Source organism: Cobetia sp. SIMBA_158 (assembly GCF_046566945.1).
Classification (GTDB): Bacteria; Pseudomonadota; Gammaproteobacteria; order Pseudomonadales; family Halomonadaceae; genus Cobetia; species Cobetia amphilecti.
Genome location: NZ_JAWJYL010000007.1, coordinates 39,487 through 57,982, shown reverse-complemented (window position 1 = coordinate 57,982; position 18,496 = coordinate 39,487). Strand labels below are relative to the sequence as shown.

The window sequence follows — 18,496 nt, the reverse complement described above, 5'->3', positions numbered from 1 at the left end:
TGTCTGGCATTTCGCAAAACAAAAGTGCCGCCAGCGGGTAAATAATAATGATTATTATAAACAACTAGGGAACGCAGTCTTGGCTCACTCACTCCGCCGTCCAGGTTTCACTCGCTCGCCACTCGCCCTCTCCATTGCGCTCGCGACCTCGTCACTGCTCAGTGCCACCGCTATCGCGGATGAGACTCGCACGCTTGAGGCGATGACCGTCGTCGGCGAGGCGCAAGGCGGCACCACGGAAGAGACTCAGGCGTATACGGTCGACTCCAGCACCAGCGCCAATGGCTTGACCCTGTCGCCACGCGAGACACCGCAGTCTGTCAGCTTTCTGACCCGCCAGCAGATGGATGATGAGGTGCTGACCAGCACCACGGAGGCGATCAACCGCCTGCCGGGCGTGTCCTCCAATCGCCTGGACGGTACCCGCGCCAGCTTCCAGTCGCGCGGCTATACCATCCGCAATTTCCAGTTCGATGGCCAACAGAGCAACACCAGCAGCTTCTGGCCGTTCGGCGACGCCGAGTGGGACACCGCCATCTATGATCGCGTCGAGGTGGTCCGCGGGGCCACCGGCCTGATGACAGGCGTCGGCGACCCGTCCGCCACCGTCAACTTCGTGCGCAAGAAGCCGCTGGACGAAGCCGCGGCCAGCGTGACAGGCGCTGTCGGCAGCTGGGACCGACGACGTGGCGTGGTGGATGTCAGCACGCCGCTGGATGATGCCGGCAAGGTCGGCGTGCGCTTCGTGGCCGCCAAGGACCGCTCCGACAGCTTCATGGATGATGTCGAGAATGACCGCGAGACCCTCTACGGGGTGATCGCCGCCGAATTGACGCCTGACACCGAGCTGAACGTCGGGGTCGAGTATCAGCGCTACGACCAGGATGGCGCCTATCTGGGCGTGCCGCTCTACTACACCGACGGCACGCGCACCGACTTCGATCAGTCGGTCGCCAACAATACCGAATGGGCGCACTTCTTCACCGAGAACACGCGCGGTTTCGCCGACCTGACCCACTACTTCGCCAACGGCTGGAAGGCGACCGCCGCCTACAGTCATGGCGATGCCAACTACGGGCTGACCTACAACTACCGTGGCGGCTATGTGGATCGCGAGAACGGCATCCTCTACTACGACAGCAATCGCGAGTATCCGACGACCTCCTATCTGGTCGACTATCGCGGTGATCGCACCCAGAAGAACCTGAACTTGAGCGCTGAGGGCCCCTTCGAGCTGCTCGGTCGTGAGCACCAGCTGGGCTTTGGCTACATGCAGCTCAAGGAAGAGTACGAGATCTGGAGCCGCACCCCGGCGAGCGCCGTGCCGGCGCTGGGCAGCTTCACCGATCGCGATGACCCGGCGCTGGCCGAGCCTGAATGGGGCGAATGGGGCCTGACCGACGACACCGAAACCGAGCAGAGCGGTTTCTACGCCGTGACGCGCTTCTCGCTGGCCGACCCCGTGCACCTGATCATCGGCGCCCGCCTGACCGACTGGGAGATCGACCAGGACTACCGTGGCGAGCGCAGCTATGAATACAACGACGAGTTCACGCCCTATGCCGGCCTGATCGTCGACATTACCGACAACCTCACCGCCTATACCAGCTACACGCAGATCTTCAACACCCAGAGCGAACGTGCCCCCGATGGCGCCCTGCTCGACCCGCTCGAGGGCACCAGCTATGAAGCGGGCCTGAAGGCGGCGTTGTTCGAAGACCGCGCTGACGTGTCCTTCGCCGTCTTCCGCAGCGAGCAGGACAATCTGGCCGTCGAGATCCCCGGCGTCTATGTCGCCGGCACCACCGATCAGGCCTACACCGAGTCCGACGGCGCCGTGGTCGAAGGCTTCGAACTGGAAGTGGCCGGTGAAGTCGCACCGGGCATCAATCTCTCCGCCAGCTACGCACTGGTGGACGCCGAGGACTCCGATGGCACCCAGCTCAATACCAGCTATCCGCGCCAGCAGGCCAAGGTCTACGCCACCTGGCAGCTGCCCGGCGACTGGTCGCGTCTGACGCTGGGCGCTGGTGGCAACTGGCAGGGTGATACCTACAAGGATACCGACACGCCCACCGGCACCGAGAAGGTCGGCCAGGGCGATGTCTTCCTCGCCAACGCCATGGCGCGCTATCGCTTCAATGACAACTTCAGCACCCAGCTCAACGTGTCCAACCTCTTCGATGAGGAGTACTACACGCAGCAGGGCTTCTACAGCCAGTACCTTTACGGCGCGCCGCGCAGTGCGCTGCTGAGCATGACCTACGACTTCTGAGCACGGGCCCGCCCTGCCGACAGGACACTCGTCTCCACACGTAACGCTTGCCTACCCACCGACAGCCCCTCCCCGCCAGGGGCTGTCATCTCGTCTCTGGCCAGCGGCGTCTGCCGCCAGCCGATCACACAAGGAGTCTCCCTTGCGACTCACGCGACTTTCCTGCGCCATCGGCCTGACCACCGTCATGGCTGCCTGCCTCACGCCTGCCGTACAGGCACACGAGTCAGCGACTGCACACACATCGTCTGCCAGAACATCTGCCGCCTCCGCCGAGGCAACGGCGCAGTATCCGCTCACGATCGAACATGCCTTCGGTACTACCGTCATCGAGAACAAGCCGCAACGTATCGCCACCGTCGCCTGGGCCAATCATGAAGTGCCGTTGGCACTGGGCGTGGTACCGGTGGGCTTCCCCCGTCAGGACTTCGGGGATGATGACGGCGACGGCATGATGCCGTGGGTCAAGGCGCGCCTGGAAGCGCTGGGGGCCGACTCGGCCAACCTGTTCGATCAGCGCAAGACCCTCGATTTCGATGCCGTGGCCGCCAGTCAGCCGGACGTCATCCTCGCCGCCTATTCAGGATTGAGCGAAAACGATTACGCGAAGCTCAGCAAGATCGCGCCGGTCGTGGCGCGCCCCGGCCCGCGCTGGTCTTCCAGCTGGCGCGACATGATTCGCCTCGACAGTGCCGGCATGGGCATGGCCGCCGAAGGGGAAGCACTGATCGAGCGTCTCGAGGCCCAGGTCGCCGAGAACATCGCCACCCACCCGGAGATCAAGGGCAAGTCGGCCATCACCCTGCGCTATATCGACCCCAAAGACCCGACCCGAATCGCCTTCTACAACGACAACGATGCCCGGGGGCGCTTCCTTGCCGAGCTGGGGCTGACCTCCCCGTCCTTCGTGACGGCGAGTGCCAGCGACGGCAAGATTGGCGGGCGAGTGCCCCCGCAACAACTGGCGGAGCTGGCCGACGTCGATATCATCCTGACCTATGGCGGCCAGGCGCTGATTGAGCGCCTCAACCAGCATCTTGCGGACAATGACCTGCCCACCTTCAGCAACGACAGGGTCATCCTGCTGGAGAATGACCCGATGGGCACGGCGGCCAACCCGACACCGCTCTCGATGCCGGAAGTGCTCGATGCCTACGTGACCCAGCTTGCGCGGGCAGCGAAAGCCTCGAATAGCTGATGGCGACTGGCTTGTTCTACTGAAACAGGCGACTGACTCAGAACAACTGAACCAGCCGGGCGCAGCTGAGACCCGCCACCTGAAAGACGAAAACCCCGCGACCGGTGACCCGGTCGCGGGGTTTTTCATGCTGCCTTGACTCGCCCGATCTACTTCTTGAGGCTGTCGATCAGCAGCTCAGCGACACCTTCGGAAGACATCGGATTCTGACCGGTGATGATCAAGCCATCCTGAATCGCGAAGGAGGTGAAATCGGCCTTCTTCTCATAGATGCCGCCTTTCTGCTGCAGGGCATCTTCGACCAGGAACGGCACGACATTGGTAAGGCCAACGCCTTCTTCTTCGCCATTGGTGAAGCCGGTGACACGCACGCCATCCACGAAGGGAGTGCCGTCAGGCTTGCGAGCGTTCAACAGCACTGCCGGGGCGTGGCAGACGGAGCTGACCAGCTTGCCAGCCGCATGGAACTGCTCGATCAGACGGATGGAATCCGCGTCGTTGGTCAGATCCCACAGCGGGCCGTGGCCACCCGGGTAGAAGATGGCGTCGAAGTCTTCGACCTTCATGTCTGCCAACACGGCGGTGGTGGCGAGGTCCTGCTGAGCAGCGGCGTCCTTGTCGAAGCGGCGCGTGGCATCCGTCTGGAAATCATCGCCTTGGCTTGCCGGATCCAGCGGCGGCTGACCGCCCTTGGGAGAGGCCAGCGTCACCTCGATGCCGGCGTCCTTCATGACGTAGTAGGGAGCCGCCAGCTCTTCCAGCCAGAAGCCTGTCTTCTTGCCCGTGTCACCCAGCGTATCGTGGGATGTCACTACTACCAGAACCTTGCTCATGATGCTCTCCTCAACGTGCGGGATAGCCCGCAACGGTCACTTCACGAAAGATGTCGGCGACGTGATGGTCACCACGTGATGCTCACCACGTGATGCTCGCCCTGTGTTGAATGAAGCTTACTGCTCACGCCACCATCGTCATAATCGATAGTCCGGATAGCCACTATCGCACACACAAATAGTTGCCTTGGGCCAGCGTGCTCATCGACCCATTCACTCGCCAACTCGCATGCCGGAAATCGGCTCAATAGGTCGGCATCAGATGCACTTCGCGGATATTGGCACGCGGCGAAGCACTGATGGCGTAGAGCACGGCATCCGCCACATCCTGCGGGTCCAGCTTGTCCGGCTTGGGCTCATCGAAGAAGGCGGTATTGACCATGCCCGGGGTAATGGTGGTGCAGCGGCCTTGCCACTCGGCCATTTCCATCGCCAGGTTCTGGCCGAAGCCGTAGGCGAACCACTTGCTGGAGCTGTAGATGGAGCCCGCATGATTGGCGCGGCCGGCCACGGAACTGGTGAGGATGAAGTGGCCCTTGCTCTCTCTCAGGTGCGGCAGGGTCGCGTGGGCGGTCCACAGCAGCGCATTGATGTTGATGTCGATGACTCGCTTCCACTCCTCGGGATCACCGTTCTCGGTGCCTGCCTGGCTGACGCCGGTACCGGCATTGGCGAACGCCACATCCAGACGGCCATGCTGGGCGACGGCCTGCTCGACGACCTTGGCAAGCTGATCGTAGTCCGTCGCATCGGCGGCAATCGCCAGCACCTTGTCGCTGCCCAGTTCATCGACCAGCGCATCGAGACGTTCCTTGCGACGGGCGGTCGCGACGACCTTGTGCCCGGCCTTCACCAGTGTGCGGGCGGTGGCCTCACCGATACCGCTGGAGGCGCCGGTGATTAGCACGATCTTTTCCTCTTCGGCTTGCGTCCGCTTAACATCACTCATGGCTCACTCCTGTGGGTCGCTTGGATCACTCGTCGTGTTCTGATCACTACCCTACCGCCTGAACTTGCCATCGTGATAATCGATAGTACAGATAGCTGCTATCATCCAGACAAATAGTGCTCACTCGCCCGAGTGCAGCCGCGACACTCCGCCTGCTCTGGTAGTCATCATGAAGCTCAACTACGACCTCAACCTCCTGCGCACCTTCCATGCGCTGTATCTCGAGCAGAACGTCACGCGCGCCGGCGAGCGTCTGCACCTGAGTCAGCCCTCGGTGAGCGCGGCGCTCTCCAGGCTGCGCGAGCTGTTCAATGATCCGCTGTTCATCCGCGACCGCCAGCGCATGCGCCCTACCGAGAAGGCCGACCACCTGTTCCCGACCATCGAGGCGGCGCTGACCGACCTCGATGGTCTGATCAACAGCGAGCGGCACTTCGACCACACCACCGAAAGCCGTCATTTCGAGATCGCCGCCAACGATTACTTCGAGGTGCTGATACTGCCGCAACTGGCGACGATCCTGCGTGAACAGGCGCCGGGCATCACCCTCCAGGTGCGCCGTCTCTCGCAGGACATGAGCGAAGCCGGCGTGATGAGCGGCACGACGGACCTCGCCTTCGGGCGTCAGGTCGATCCGCCCGAGAATCTGGTGGTCAGGGAAGTGATCACGGAAGGCATCGACTGCCTGGTCGGCAACGGGCATCCGCTATTGGAGCGTCTGGATGATGAAGGCCGCATGACAAAGGCGGATTTCGAGCACCACGCCCATGTGCTGGTACAGCCACATACCCGCCTGAAAAGCGGCATCTTCAAGCAGCTCGAGGGTCAGGGGCTCAAGCGTGAGGTGGCCCTGGCGGTCACCTACTTCATGGCCGTGCCCTCCCTGCTGGAGCGCTCGCCACTGATCGCGAGCCTGCCCACCGGGCTATGCCAGCACTTCTGCCGCCAGTTTGCTGTCACCCGTGTGGCACCGCCGGTCGCCTTCGCCTCCTTCCCCTTCCACTTGAGCTGGCATCGCCGCTATCAGAAGGACCCCGCGCATCGCTGGATCCGCGAGCAGATCATTGAATGCTGTCAGCGTCTGGCGGAGGGGCAGCAGGTGCTGCGCTAAGTCCTGAGCCATGTGCCATGAGCACAGAAAATAAGAGCCCGGCTACGAAAACGGCCCCTCACCATCCAGTGAGGGGCCGTTCTTGTCATGCCACGGGATTCAGCAGGCGAGCATCAGCCCTGCTTGGCCGCCAGGGCAGCACGATGGGCGTGCAGTTTCTGGTAGCTTTCGATCAGACGCAGGTGGCGATCGAGCCCTTCCAGCTGCATGTTGGTCGGCTCCAGACCATGGAAGCGCACCTCGCCCTGCACGGAGCCCACCACGGCAGCCATGGTGTCTTCACCGAACATGCGGCGGAAGTTGTAGAGGTAGTCCTCGAGTTCCAGCTCGTCATCCAGCGTGATCTCCAGCACCGCCTTCATGGCCTGATAATAGAGACCGCGCACGACGGTGTTGTCGTTGTACTGCAGGAACATCTCGACGCGATCCAGCGCGTCCTCGTGCTGGCCCAGCGCGAGATTGATCATCAGTTTCAGCTCAAGAATCGTCAGCTGGCCCCAGATGGTGTTCTCGTCGAACTCGATACCGATCAGCGTCTTGATGTCCATGTGCTCATCAAGCTGGCTCTCTTCGAGACGCTCGCCCAGGTCCGCCAGCTGCTCATCATCGAGACGATGCAGATTGAGGATGTCCTCGCGGTAATCCAGCGCCATGTTGGTGTTGTCCCACACCAGGTCCTCGACCGGATAGACCTCGGAATAGCCCGGCACCAGGATACGGCACACCGGCGCACCGAGATCCTCATGCACCGCCATGTAGGACTCCTTGCCGATCTCATCGAGGATGCCGAACAGGTTGGCGACTTCTTCTTCATTGCTGCCGGAGAAGTCCCACTCGACGAACTCGATGTCGGTCTTGGAGCTGAAGAAGCGCCAGGAGACCAGACCCGAGGAGTCGATGAAGTGCTCGACGAAGTTGTTCGGCTCGGACACGGCCAGCGAGTTGAAGGTCGGCGGCATGAAGTCGTTGAGCCCTTCGAAGCTGCGGCCCTGCATCAGCTCGGTCAGGCTGCGCTCGATGGCGACTTCAAAGCTCGGGTGCGCACCGAAGGAGGCGAAGACACCGCCGGTCTTCGGGTTCATCAGCGTGACGCAGGCCACCGGGAACTGGCCGCCCAGCGAGGCGTCCTTGACCAGAATCGGGAAGCCCTGGGCCTCCAGTGCCTCGATGCCTTCGACGATTTCCGGGTACTTGGCCAGCACCTCCTGCGGCACGTCCGGCAGGGTCAGTTCCTGCTCGAGAATCTCGCGCTTCACCGCACGCTCGAAGATCTCGGACAGACACTGCACCTGAGCTTCCGGCAGTGTGTTGCCGGCGCTCATGCCGTTGCTGAGATACAGGTTCTCGATCAGGTTGGACGGGAAGTAGATCGTCTCACCATCCGAACGGCGAGTGAACGGCAGGGACACGATGCCACGATCCGCACGCCCGGAATTGGTGTCGATCAGATTGGAGCCACCCAGCTCGCCGTCCGGATTGAAGATCTCCAGGCAGTAGTCATCCAGCACGCCTTCCGGGATCTCATCATTCGGGCCCGGCTGGAACCACTTCTCGTTCGGGTAGTGCACGAACTCGCTGTCAGCGATGGCTTCGCCGAAGAACTGGTCGTTGTAGAAGAAGTTGCAGCTCAGGCGCTCGATGAACTCGCCCAGTGCCGAGCACAGCGCGCTCTCCTTGGTCGAGCCCTTGCCGTTGGTGAAGCACATCGGTGAGGCGGCATCACGAATGTGCAGCGACCAGACGTGCGGCACGATGTTGCGCCAAGAGGCGATCTCGATCTTCATGCCGAGATCATTCAGAAGGCCCGTCATGTTGGCAATGGTCTGCTCCAGCGGCAGGTCCTTGCCTTCGATCCAGGTGCTCTGCCCTTCTGGCGGCTCCGCCATCAGCAATGCCTGGGCGTCCTCGTCGAGGTTGTCGACCGTCTCGATCTCGAAGCCCGGGCCGGTCTGGACGACCTTCTTCACCGTGCAACGCTCGATGGAACGCAGGATGCCCTGGCGGTCCTTGTCGGAGAGGTCTTCCGGCAGCTCCACCTGGATCTTGAAGATCTGGTTGTAGCGATTCTCCGGGTCGACGATGTTGTTCTGCGACAGGCGGATGTTCTCGGTCGGGATGTCCCGCGCCACGCAGTACACCTTCACGAAGTACGCCGCGCACAGCGCCGAGGACGCCAGGAAGTAGTCGAACGGGCTCGGCGCCGACCCATCACCCTTGTAGCGGATGGGCTGATCGGTGATGACCGTGAAGTCGTCGAATTTCGCCTCGAGCCTCAGGTTGTCGAGAAAGTTGACCTTTATTTCCATGAACGATGCACCGCTGTGAAGAGTGTGGGCGCCAGCACGCCAGTCAGACGGCTACGCGATGGCCGCCATTATCCAGATTTTGGGGGCCTGCGTCGCGGGTGAGGCGAAAAGCGAAAACGCCGTGACTTCCTTGACGGTAGGGGGATTGTCACCTATTGGTTAATTTATACGCATAAATACAATAATTGATGCTTTGCCATGCTTGGTTCCCTGCCATCGACACGACAGGTCACAACCCGCCCCACCAACCACAATAAAGGGGAATGCAATGAGAAAGCGCTTCACGACCCGCAAGGTCGCCATCTACGGCAGCATGCTGCTGGGATTCTTGATGCTCGAGAGTCCATTGATGCTGATGGCCAACAAGATCGAGCCCATGGTGATGGGAGTTCCGTTCTTCCTCGTCTGGAACCTGGTGTGGTGGGGCTTCCTCACCGCCGTGTTCCTGTATGCCTACCTGACCAACTGGGGTAGCGCCAGAGCCCCTTCCACCGGCGGCAAGCGCTGAGGAGCTCACCATGACTGGAAGCATCTTGATCATCGCGGCCTTCATGATCATTCCCTTGATCGTCGGGCTCGTCTCAGCCCGCAAGTCCCAGACGACGAGCGAAGACTTCTTCGTTCAGGGGCGGGCCATGGGCAGCATTGCCGTGTTCTTCACGGTGGCGGCCACCTGGTGGAGCGCCTTTGCCTTCCTGGGATCGAATGCCACCTTCTACACCAGTGGCCCGATCTATCTCACCGCGCTTGCGTGGAACCTGCTCTTCGGCTTCATGTACTACTGGGTGGGCAAGCGCGTCTGGTATCTCGGCAAGCGCTTTGACTACCTGACGCCATCAGACCTGATGGGCGATTTCTACAACAGTGAAGCACTCAGAGTCCTCGTCGCCGTCATCACGCTGATCTTTACCGTGCCATACCTGCAGATCCAGCTGACAGGCGGCGCCTACCTGATCGAGGTCGCCTCCGGTGGCGTCGTGCCCTTCTGGTTGGCCGCACTACTGTTCTACTTCATCATCATCGTCTATGTGTGGGTCGGCGGAATTCGCGCCATCGCCTGGACAGATGTGATCTACGGGGCGCTGCTGTTCTTCGGCATGATGTATGCGGGCTACTACATCGCCGGCCAGGCAGGTGGCCCGACCAGCATGTTCGCTCAGCTCGCCAGCGACTCGCCCGCGCATCTGACGCTGCCGGGGCCGAATGGCAACATGGGCTACTCCATGTGGTTCTCGCTGTTCGTGATCGTGGCCATCGGTGCCTTCATGGGTCCCCAGATCTGGCTGCGCATGTATTCGGTGAAGAGCGGCAAGCTGTTCGGCTTGATGCCCTTCCTGCTGGGGCTCGCCGCCTTCGCCTATTTCGGCTCGGTACTCACGGGGTATACCGGTGTACTGCTGGAGCCTGGCTTGGAGAATGCTGACCAGATCCTGCCTGTCATGCTGATGAACTATGCACCCTACTTGCTGGCATCACTGATCATGGCGGCTGGCGCAGCAGCGGCGATGTCCACCGCCAACTCCCAGATCCATGCGGTATCGACCGTCGTCACCATGGATATCTACAAGCGCTACGTGAACCCGCAAGCGGATCAGAAGCGCATCGTCCACATCGGGCGACTGTCTCTGGTCGGCTTCTCTCTGGCGGCCTACATCCTGGCACTGACCGTTCCGGGACTGCTCGTCACCATCGGGATAGCGGCACTGGCGGGCACCGCTCAGCTGATCGTGCCGACACTGGGCGCCATCACCTGGCGCAAGGCGCACCCGCAAGCGGCCTTCTGGGGCCTGATCCTGGGTATCGTGACCGTTCTCTGGCTGTCCTACGGCGCCAGTGTCAGCAACCCGCTTGGCCTGCATGCCGGCATCTGGGGCCTGATCCTCAATGCGTCAGCCTTCGTCATCATCAGCCTCGCCTTGCAGCGCAAGGATGCCGATGTGGTGGAACGCTTCGCGCAGGCGCGTCGGGATTACACCGCGGAATATCACCCAGAGCAGCTGGAAGATGATGTGGCTCCCTCACCTCAGGTGATCGAAGCCCGCTGACCAGCGACAAGGGCCTGCATTGCGCAGGCCCTTTTCATTGCCGAGCACGTCTCACGTGCCGAGAACGTCCCACGTGCGATTACCTAATCACAGTACCTGATAGCCGGCACTTGATAGCCAATGGACAGGATCTGACATGACCCCAGCCTCTCTTCCCACGCAATTATCTGAATTGACCGCCACTGACGCCCTGACGCTATTTCGCCAGGGCGAGCTATCCCCTGTCGAGCTGACCCGGGACTGCCTGGAGCGTATCGACACGCTCAACCCCAAGGTCAATGCCTTCGTGCACATCGCCCATGATGGGGCAATGAAGGCGGCGAGAGACGCCGAAGTCCGCTGGATGAACGGCTCGCCCTGCGGCCCGCTGGACGGTGTGCCGACAACACTCAAGGACCTGACGCTGTCCCGGGACATGCCGACCCGGTACGGCTCCGCCACCACATCATCCGACGGGGGGAGTGACGTCGATGCCCCCGTCGCCGCGAGCCTGCGCAAGGCAGGCGCCGTCTTCCTCGGCAAGACAACCTCACCGGAGTACGGCTGGAAGGGAGTGACGGACAACCCGCTGCACGGCGTGACCCGCAATCCCTGGAATACTGCGCTGACGTCGGGTGGATCCTCAGGCGGGGCTGGAGCAGCGGCCGCACTCAACCTGGGCATGCTCCATCAAGGAAGTGACGCGGGCGGTTCGATCCGCATTCCCTGCAGCTTTACCGGCACCTTCGGCCTGAAACCCACGTTTGGCTGGATACCTCAATGGCCGACCAGTGCCATGTCGACACTCTCACACCTGGGACCGATGACGCGGACGGCGTCCGATAGCGCCCTGATGCTTGCCAGCATGGCAAGACCGGATGCCCGAGACGGATTGCTCGGCAATCCACATGGCATTCGTTGGAATGCGCCACTCCCATTGTCTCTTGAAGGATGGAAAATCGCTTACAGCCCGACGCTTGGGTATGTCGACGTTGCACAGGACATACGCCTGCGAGTGGACGAAGCGGTCGCTCTACTCTCGAGACTGGGCGCTGACGTCATCGAGATAGACCCCGGGTTTGCCTGTCCCCTCGATATCTTCAATACCTTGTGGTTCGCGGGTGCCACCCAGGTGGTCGAAAAGATGACCGACAGCCAGCGAGATCAAATGGACCCGGGCTTGCTGGATATTGCAGAGCGAGGCAGCAACATTTCCTTGTCGCAATATCTGGCGGCAAGACGAGAGCGGACTGCACTTTGCGCACACATGCAATCCTTCCACGAGCAATGGGATTTGCTTGTTACCCCCACCCTGCCCATTTCACCCTTTGCCGCTGGGCACAACGTCCCACCCGGCGAGAAATACGCTGACTGGATGGACTGGACGCCGTTCAGCTACCCCTTCAACCTGACCCAACAACCCGCGGCATCACTCCCCTGCGGATTGGATGACAATGGGCTGCCTGTCGGACTGCATCTGGTGGGAGGAAAATTCCAGGACATGAAAGTGATGCATGCTGCCATGTTGCTTGAAGAGATGCTTCCTGGACATGTCTATCCCAGGCCCTAGAAATAAAACCATCTGAAGAGATACGAAGCAAAAAAAGGCACTGTCATCGACAGTGCCTTTTTCACATCTACTGCAATCTTGCTGGGTACTGCCGGATCATCAGACCGCGGTATAGCCACCATCAACCAGCAGGTCTGCGCCATTGATCATGGCGGCTTCTTCGGAGGCCAGGAACATGATGGAGGCAGAGATTTCGCTCGGCTGTGCGAAGCGACGCGTCGGGATCAGCGCCTTCATGCGCTCGCCCTTCTCACCGGCCCAGCCGTAACGACCCAGTTCGGTGTCGACGACGGTCGGAGAGACGCTATTGGTAGTGATGCCTTTCGGGCCCCATTCCAGTGCCAGAGTACGGGTTAGCCCCAGGATGGCAGCCTTGCTGGAGCAATAGGCCAGGTGACCATCGAGGCCTACACTGGCCGCCTGGGAGGCCAGATTGATGATGCGACCTTTACCTTGTGCCAACATCTGACGACCTACGGCACGACAGAACAGGAACACGCCACGGACGTTGACGGCCTGGGTGACATCCCACAGTTCAGTGGTCATTTCTTCTGCTTTGGCGAGCGGACCGATACCGGCATTGTTAACCAGAATATCGATACGGCCCATGCGTGCGACAACGGCTTCAATCAAGGCATCGGTCGCGGCTTCATCAGTGACGTCCTGGACGGCAGCCATGTGCTGGCTACCTAGGGAGGCGGCGAGTGCTTCGACCGCGTCACTCTTGTCCACCAACACCAGGCTTGCACCGCTTTCAGCGAAATGCTCGGCCATCTGCTTGCCAATACCATTGGCGGCGCCAGTGATCAGCACTACCTTGTCTTGATAATCGAAACGCATCGTGGTCATGACAACTCCTGAGAATAAAAACTACGGCTTGCTCATTACCTCAAGTCCTAGAAACAGGCCTTGGAATAATCTTCGATGACACCACCAACGTAATGCTGAACCATGGCTCTCGGTTCGAGGCTCAGTTCACCTTCACGAATAGCAGCATACTGCTTGGGCATATACTGGCTTACCAGCGTCAAGGGCGGTGTGGCTTCCTTGAAACTGGTAAGCAACGACTCGAGTTGCTCGATCACTTCAGGCTGCGACCAGTAATAACGGATACGGTCGCTCAGGCTGTAGTGACGCTCCAGCAGCTGTTGTGCGTCAGACCCCGAGTAATAGCTTTTCCAGTACTTGGGATCGTCTTGCATGACTTTTTCCAACGTTGCACGCAGCTCGACGGTCTTGAGCTCAGGGGCTTCCCTGACGATATTTTCCAGCGCATACAGCGCTTCACGCATCGCAAAGGTCAGCGCAGGACCGACTTTCAAGATCGCGAAGTGATCCTTGACCAACTGCTGGTAGGCAATCGGAGTCTGGTAATCCGTGGAGTGGGCTTCGAACACCAGACGTGGGTGGTCCAGCACGGCTTGGCTGAGATCGACCGCTTTCTCCGGTATGAAGTCGATGACTTCCGTGTTGCCGAACTCGACGCCTGGCTGTACGACAACCGCAATCACGCGCTTCCAGGCGGCATTCAGGTCAGCATCCATGAAGCACTGACGGTGCATCTCAATCGTTGTGTTGAGGTCTTCGACACCCGTCACCGCAAGCTCATCAATTTCTTCATGGGCACCACCAGGCACCGGCACTTCCGTGCCGATGATATAGCGCAGGGTCTCGGCACCACCGGCCTCAGCGGCTGCGACTTCCGCTGCGCGACATAGACGTACCGCGCGCTCTGCGACGATAGCGTCGTTGAGCACTTCAGGGTCATCTGCGCATGGCATGCTGGCATCCAAGTGCAGCTTCTCGAAACCTGCCGCGGCGTAGGCTGCCACCATGGCTTCAGCTTTCTGCATCGCTTCTTCGGCCTGTAGTTTCAACCAAGGCGTCGGGCCAAGATGGTCGCCACCAAGAATCAGGCGTTCGGTCGGGAAGTTCATCGTTTTCGCAATCGCGAGCACATCATCGCGGAAACGCTGCGGTGTCTTGCCAGTATAGCCGCCGTCCTGGTTGACCTGATTGCAGGTCGCTTCCACTAACAACGGCGTACCATGCTCAATGGCCTTGAGGAACGAGGCTTCCAGCACCAAAGGATGCGCAGAACACACGGAATAGATCCCGCCAATGGATTGCTGGCGGTTCATTTCACATAGCTTGTCGAGAACCTGACTGCTCATAGGGCACCTTTGTTCGTTTCAATCATTGCTTCCAGAATCTTTCGGGGCGCACATCCTTCCATGGGCCCTAGATGCGTCACTGCATGAGCACCTGCGGCATTGGCAAGCGTCAATGCGTCTTCGAGCGTTTCGCCGCAAGCCAATGCCGCGATGAGAGCACCACCGAAGCAATCACCAGCGCCGGTCGGGTCCACTTCAGCGACTTCACGACTCATAACGAGAAGATCGGTCTCGCCGGAATAGGCCTGGCACCCCTTGGCGGCACGCTTCATCACCAGTAGCTCCATCGCGTTGTGCTGCATCAGACGCGCAATGGTGTCGCGTTCGGTTTCTGCCGTACCTTGAGCTAGCCAGGCAATATCAGCCTCGCTAGGCAGGAAGATATCGCAGAGATTGACCAGTGTGAGGATGGCCTCACGCGTGGCGTCCAGCGCCATCAGCTCCGAACGGATATTGGGATCAAAGCTGATCTTGCCGCCCTTCTCCTTCACGCGCTTCGCCATGCCAAGCATGATCTCGATCGCCTTGTCAGAGGTCAGTGAAGACCCCATGACGTGAAAGTATCGGCAGTCGGACAAGCGTTCTGCCTGCAGAAAATCAAGTTCGAACCTGCCCGCAGCACTGTGTGTGATATTGAAGACGAAGTTGCGATCGCCATCGGCCTGATAGCTGACAAAGGCAGTACCGGTGGGATATTCCTCATCTCGTTCAACGGCCTCGATATCGATACCGTTGGTGCGCAGGCGGTTGATGATGATGTCGCCGAAACCATCACGTCCTACCCGTCCGGCATAGGCCACCTTGGTGCCCATCAATGCGGCTTGGCTGGCAAAGATGGCAGGTGCACCACTGGGAAATGGCCCTTGGTAGGTACCAGTACGATCGAAGGGCTGACCTGTCGACTCCGCGACAAACTCAGCCAACAATTCCCCACAGGTCACGATATCGAACATGCAATTTCCCATTGGTAGTGATGCCATGCCATTCACTGCATCCAAGTCGAAGCCCATCCATCAGGGAGACGACCACGGAATTTCATGGCGTGATTCGAAAGCGAGGCCGGCAATACCGCGCCGGCCCCGAGTCATGCTTCAATACATTTCGGTCAAGCCGGTTTCATGGCTGACGTAAGTGCAACACTCAATAACCAGAGCGCTGCATGGTGCGCTCAGCCGAGCGCTGAGCAGAATTCAGTGCCTCTTCGACACTACTGTCACCGGCGAGAGCCGATGCCACCATCTGACCAACTACGGTGCCGATGGATTGGAATTCTGGAATCCCCGCGAACTGAACCCCGATATACGGTGCTTCCTTCAAGGTCGCGTCAGTAGGATCTGCATCACGGATGGCATCTACCACGAAGTCAGCGAAAGGCGCTGCTTGCTGATAGGCCGGGTTCTTATAAGTGGAAAGACGCGTGCCCGGCGGGACGCTGGTCCAGCCCTTGGTTTCACCAACCAGGTCGACATAGTCCTGGGAGGTTGCCCAGGTAATGAAGGTCTTCGCAGCATCAGAAGCCTCGGATGACGCGGGGATTGCCAACGACCATGCCCACAGCCAATGGGACCCCTTCGGCGTCACCGCGACAGGTGCGGGAGCGAAGCCCAGGCTATCGGCGACCTTGGACTCACTCTTGTCATAGATACGCCCAGCCGCGGATGTCGCATCGACCCAGATACCGCATTTTCCTTGCGAGAAGAGTGCCTGATTCTCATTGAACCCATTGGAGCTGGATCCCGGCGGGCCATACTTCTGCAGCAGATCAACATAGAAGCTGACGGCCTGGCGCCATTCTTCACTGTTGACCTCCGGCTTCCAGTCCATATCGAACCAGCGTCCACCGTAGGTATTCACCAGTGTGGAGACGAAGGCCATGTTCTCGCCCCAGCCCGGCTTGCCACGCAGGCAAATACCTGCCACGCCATTCTCGGGATCATTGAGCTTCTCCGCCCAGCCCTTGACCTCATCCCAGGTCGGCTGCTCCGTCATGCTGATACCGGCCTTCTCGAAGAGGTCCTTGCGATAGAACATCATCGAACTTTCGGCATAGAACGGTAACGCGAAGAGACTGTCATTCAGGCTCAAGCCATCGCGTACCGGCTTGAGGATGTCTTCCAGCTGATAACTTTCCGGCAGATCATCCAGCGCGACCAGCCAGCCCTTGTCCGCCCAGATAGGCACTTCGTAGGTGCCAATTGTCATGACATCGAATTGCCCGCCGCCCGTCGCGATATCTGTCGTCAGTCGCTGGCGAAGCACGTTCTCTTCCAATACGACCCAGTCGAGAGAGATATCGGGATGGAGCTTTTCAAACTCTGCCGACAGGCTCTGCATGATCACCATGTCGTTGTTGTTGACAGTGGCAACCGTCAGTTCGGTCTGTGCCTGTGCCTGACTGGTCAGTGCTGAAGTCGCGACGAGAGTCGCGAGGGGCAGGCTGAGATGGGTCTTCATGATGTATCCCTCACATGACAACTTATGATTGTTATTGGCGCTATGGCAGCCATTCAGACTGCCTCTGGCAGTGCAGGACAGCGTGTGATCGGCGAGATCAACGACTCCTCAATGCCAAGTTTCAAGGGTTGGCACCTCTAGATATAGCAATAAACTTTACTCGTGTAAAATTTGAGAGTTCACGACATTGGTCGATGCCACTATCCAGAGCGGCCTGGCGCCCTCTGTTGGGCTCTTCGCCATCGAAAAAGCCCCGCCGGAATCGGCGAGGCTTTTTCGATAGCTGCAGGAGAATGAAGACAGGCAATGAGGCAGGGAGTTTGCGTACCACCATGCGCCCAACAAGATCTGAGATGAATGCCTGGGGCGCTCGGTGACGCCGTCAAGCAGAGTCTCTTACCACCAACTTGCCCGGCAACAGGCTGACACCAGTCAACGGGCAACCCCCGCCCTCGACACTGGACTCGAGGGTAGCCATCAAACGATTCATGGCTTGGCGAGCAATCTGAGAGACATCCTGGGAGACAGTCGTGAGCGGTGGGCAGGCGTAGCGGGAGAATGGGTGGTCATCGTGGCCAGCCACACGCAAGTCAGCCTCTTCTCCACGTCCGACACTCAAGCCGGTTTCCCAGGCCGCCAGCAATACGCCCAGCGCGATTCGATCATTGGCACACAGGATGGTGTTACCCACCATCCCTTGGCGTGACAACTGCATGGCGGACTCATGACCGTACTTCTCGAAATCCCAGCTGTTCGCATCACTGGCCTCGAGAATACGTGCAGGCTCTCTCACCTTGGCCATAGCGTCTTCATAGGCTGCAAGGCGATCAAAGGCATTCTGGTTGATATACGGCATGGGCAGAAAACATGGTGGATGTCCCGTCTGACAGAGATACTCCACCATCACGCCGATGCTCTGAGTGTTGTCCGTACCGACCAGCGACGCCCCCTGATAAGGTAGATTATCGACATAGACCACCGGACAACGCTTCTCCAGTGCATTAAGTCTCGCATTGCCACCGCGATGACTTGCGCCTACCGGAATCACGATGGCACCTGCAATATTCAAAGATTCAAGCCGACTGATCGCCTCGGACTCCAGCTGCGTCTCACCGTTGGACGACAACGCAAAGGCGAAGTACCCGAGTCGATTGGCGATTTCCTCCAGGCAACGCACCAGCTCCATGTAGAAAGGATCGATGGTGGTTGGCACGATGATCCCGAGGATGCGAGTTCTGTCCCGCTTGAGATTCGAGGCCAAAAGGCTGGGGGTGAAGCCCGACGCCTCGATAGCGGCTTCGATGCGCAGCCGACTGGTAGCCCGGACCGACTCTGGGTCCTTGAAGAATTTGGACACTGTAGGGCGTGACAAGCCCACGAAAGCCGCGAAGTCTTCCATGGTATGAATGTTATCCGCCGTCCTGACCGTCTGGTCGTCTGCGCCAGATGACGTGTTGTTTGCCAATGTCCCATACCTTTCAGTAAACCAAGTGCCCGCCAGCGACGCCTGTGATCATTCAAAGTAAACCACGCTGCAAAAAGCGAGCGACAGCATGATGCATGCGCAACATCATACAAAGCTTGGTGAGAATGTCACATACA

General features: G+C 59.6%; 14 protein-coding genes. 6 read left to right on the top strand and 8 right to left on the bottom strand.

Annotated elements, in window-relative coordinates; translation table 11 throughout:
• Positions 1–79 precede the first annotated feature (79 nt).
• The gene (locus R2R70_RS11995; protein WP_410978102.1) at positions 80–2,275 is read left to right on the top strand and encodes a TonB-dependent siderophore receptor; all 2,196 of its coding nucleotides are present in this window, start codon (positions 80–82) and stop codon (positions 2,273–2,275) included.
• 142 nt (positions 2,276–2,417) lie between these two features.
• Positions 2,418–3,473, top strand: a complete 1,056-nt coding sequence (locus tag R2R70_RS11990) for an ABC transporter substrate-binding protein (protein WP_410978101.1) — start codon at positions 2,418–2,420, stop codon at positions 3,471–3,473.
• Positions 3,474–3,622: 149 nt separating this feature from the next.
• Here the strand turns inward: R2R70_RS11990 and R2R70_RS11985 are convergent, their stop codons facing one another.
• The gene (locus tag R2R70_RS11985; protein WP_410978100.1) at positions 3,623–4,306 is read right to left on the bottom strand and encodes a type 1 glutamine amidotransferase domain-containing protein; all 684 of its coding nucleotides are present in this window, start codon (positions 4,304–4,306) and stop codon (positions 3,623–3,625) included.
• 244 nt (positions 4,307–4,550) lie between these two features.
• Positions 4,551–5,255 carry an SDR family oxidoreductase gene (locus R2R70_RS11980; RefSeq protein WP_410978099.1) on the bottom strand — a complete coding sequence of 235 codons (705 nt, stop codon included), beginning with the start codon at positions 5,253–5,255 and terminating at the stop codon, positions 4,551–4,553.
• 169 nt (positions 5,256–5,424) lie between these two features.
• Here R2R70_RS11980 and R2R70_RS11975 point away from each other — a divergent pair, with 169 nt between their 5' ends.
• Positions 5,425–6,366, top strand: a complete 942-nt coding sequence (locus R2R70_RS11975) for a LysR substrate-binding domain-containing protein (protein WP_107335025.1) — start codon at positions 5,425–5,427, stop codon at positions 6,364–6,366.
• 113 nt (positions 6,367–6,479) lie between these two features.
• Here the strand turns inward: R2R70_RS11975 and R2R70_RS11970 are convergent, their stop codons facing one another.
• Positions 6,480–8,672 carry an OsmC domain/YcaO domain-containing protein gene (locus R2R70_RS11970; RefSeq protein WP_410978098.1) on the bottom strand — a complete coding sequence of 731 codons (2,193 nt, stop codon included), beginning with the start codon at positions 8,670–8,672 and terminating at the stop codon, positions 6,480–6,482.
• Positions 8,673–8,940: 268 nt separating this feature from the next.
• Between R2R70_RS11970 and R2R70_RS11965 the strand changes: the two genes are divergently transcribed.
• From R2R70_RS11965 to R2R70_RS11955, 3 genes are all read left to right on the top strand, one after another.
• Complete coding sequence (locus R2R70_RS11965; protein WP_107335026.1) at positions 8,941–9,180, top strand: hypothetical protein; 240 nt, start codon at positions 8,941–8,943, stop codon at positions 9,178–9,180.
• 10 nt (positions 9,181–9,190) lie between these two features.
• The gene (locus tag R2R70_RS11960; RefSeq protein WP_248378983.1) at positions 9,191–10,717 is read left to right on the top strand and encodes a sodium:solute symporter family protein; all 1,527 of its coding nucleotides are present in this window, start codon (positions 9,191–9,193) and stop codon (positions 10,715–10,717) included.
• A 136-nt stretch (positions 10,718–10,853) separates the two neighbouring features.
• Positions 10,854–12,266, top strand: coding sequence for an amidase (locus R2R70_RS11955; RefSeq protein WP_410978097.1), 1,413 nt, complete (start codon positions 10,854–10,856; stop codon positions 12,264–12,266).
• Between the two features lie 99 nt (positions 12,267–12,365).
• Here R2R70_RS11955 and R2R70_RS11950 read toward each other — a convergent pair whose 3' ends face one another.
• From R2R70_RS11950 to R2R70_RS11930, 5 genes are all read right to left on the bottom strand, one after another.
• Entirely contained in the window at positions 12,366–13,115 is a 750-nt protein-coding gene (locus tag R2R70_RS11950; RefSeq protein WP_410978096.1) for a GolD/DthD family dehydrogenase, read from the bottom strand.
• 47 nt (positions 13,116–13,162) lie between these two features.
• Positions 13,163–14,440 (bottom strand): D-tagatose-bisphosphate aldolase, class II, non-catalytic subunit, encoded by a 1,278-nt coding sequence (locus R2R70_RS11945; RefSeq protein ID WP_410978095.1) that lies wholly within the window; start codon positions 14,438–14,440, stop codon positions 13,163–13,165.
• The gene (locus R2R70_RS11940; RefSeq protein ID WP_410978094.1) at positions 14,437–15,393 is read right to left on the bottom strand and encodes a sugar kinase; all 957 of its coding nucleotides are present in this window, start codon (positions 15,391–15,393) and stop codon (positions 14,437–14,439) included. Before R2R70_RS11940 ends, R2R70_RS11945 begins: the two co-directional genes overlap by 4 nt.
• A gap of 187 nt (positions 15,394–15,580) precedes the next feature.
• Positions 15,581–16,894, bottom strand: coding sequence for an ABC transporter substrate-binding protein (locus tag R2R70_RS11935; RefSeq protein ID WP_410978093.1), 1,314 nt, complete (start codon positions 16,892–16,894; stop codon positions 15,581–15,583).
• A gap of 382 nt (positions 16,895–17,276) precedes the next feature.
• On the bottom strand, positions 17,277–18,359 hold the full coding sequence (locus R2R70_RS11930) for a LacI family DNA-binding transcriptional regulator (RefSeq protein WP_410978092.1): 1,083 nt from the start codon (positions 18,357–18,359) through the stop codon (positions 17,277–17,279).
• Positions 18,360–18,496 lie beyond the last annotated feature (137 nt).

Bases quoted from the DNA above. Each gene is read 5' to 3' on its own strand.
- R2R70_RS11985 (WP_410978100.1), bottom strand. From the start codon at position 4,306: ATGAGCAAGGTTCTGGTAGTAGTGACATCCCACGATACGCTGGGTGAC.
- R2R70_RS11980 (WP_410978099.1), bottom strand. From the start codon at position 5,255: ATGAGTGATGTTAAGCGGACGCAAGCCGAAGAGGAAAAGATCGTGCTA.
- R2R70_RS11975 (WP_107335025.1), top strand. From the start codon at position 5,425: ATGAAGCTCAACTACGACCTCAACCTCCTGCGCACCTTCCATGCGCTG.
- R2R70_RS11970 (WP_410978098.1), bottom strand. From the start codon at position 8,672: ATGGAAATAAAGGTCAACTTTCTCGACAACCTGAGGCTCGAGGCGAAA.
- R2R70_RS11965 (WP_107335026.1), top strand. From the start codon at position 8,941: ATGAGAAAGCGCTTCACGACCCGCAAGGTCGCCATCTACGGCAGCATG.
- R2R70_RS11960 (WP_248378983.1), top strand. From the start codon at position 9,191: ATGACTGGAAGCATCTTGATCATCGCGGCCTTCATGATCATTCCCTTG.
- R2R70_RS11955 (WP_410978097.1), top strand. From the start codon at position 10,854: ATGACCCCAGCCTCTCTTCCCACGCAATTATCTGAATTGACCGCCACT.
- R2R70_RS11950 (WP_410978096.1), bottom strand. From the start codon at position 13,115: ATGACCACGATGCGTTTCGATTATCAAGACAAGGTAGTGCTGATCACT.
- R2R70_RS11945 (WP_410978095.1), bottom strand. From the start codon at position 14,440: ATGAGCAGTCAGGTTCTCGACAAGCTATGTGAAATGAACCGCCAGCAA.
- R2R70_RS11940 (WP_410978094.1), bottom strand. From the start codon at position 15,393: ATGTTCGATATCGTGACCTGTGGGGAATTGTTGGCTGAGTTTGTCGCG.
- R2R70_RS11935 (WP_410978093.1), bottom strand. From the start codon at position 16,894: ATGAAGACCCATCTCAGCCTGCCCCTCGCGACTCTCGTCGCGACTTCA.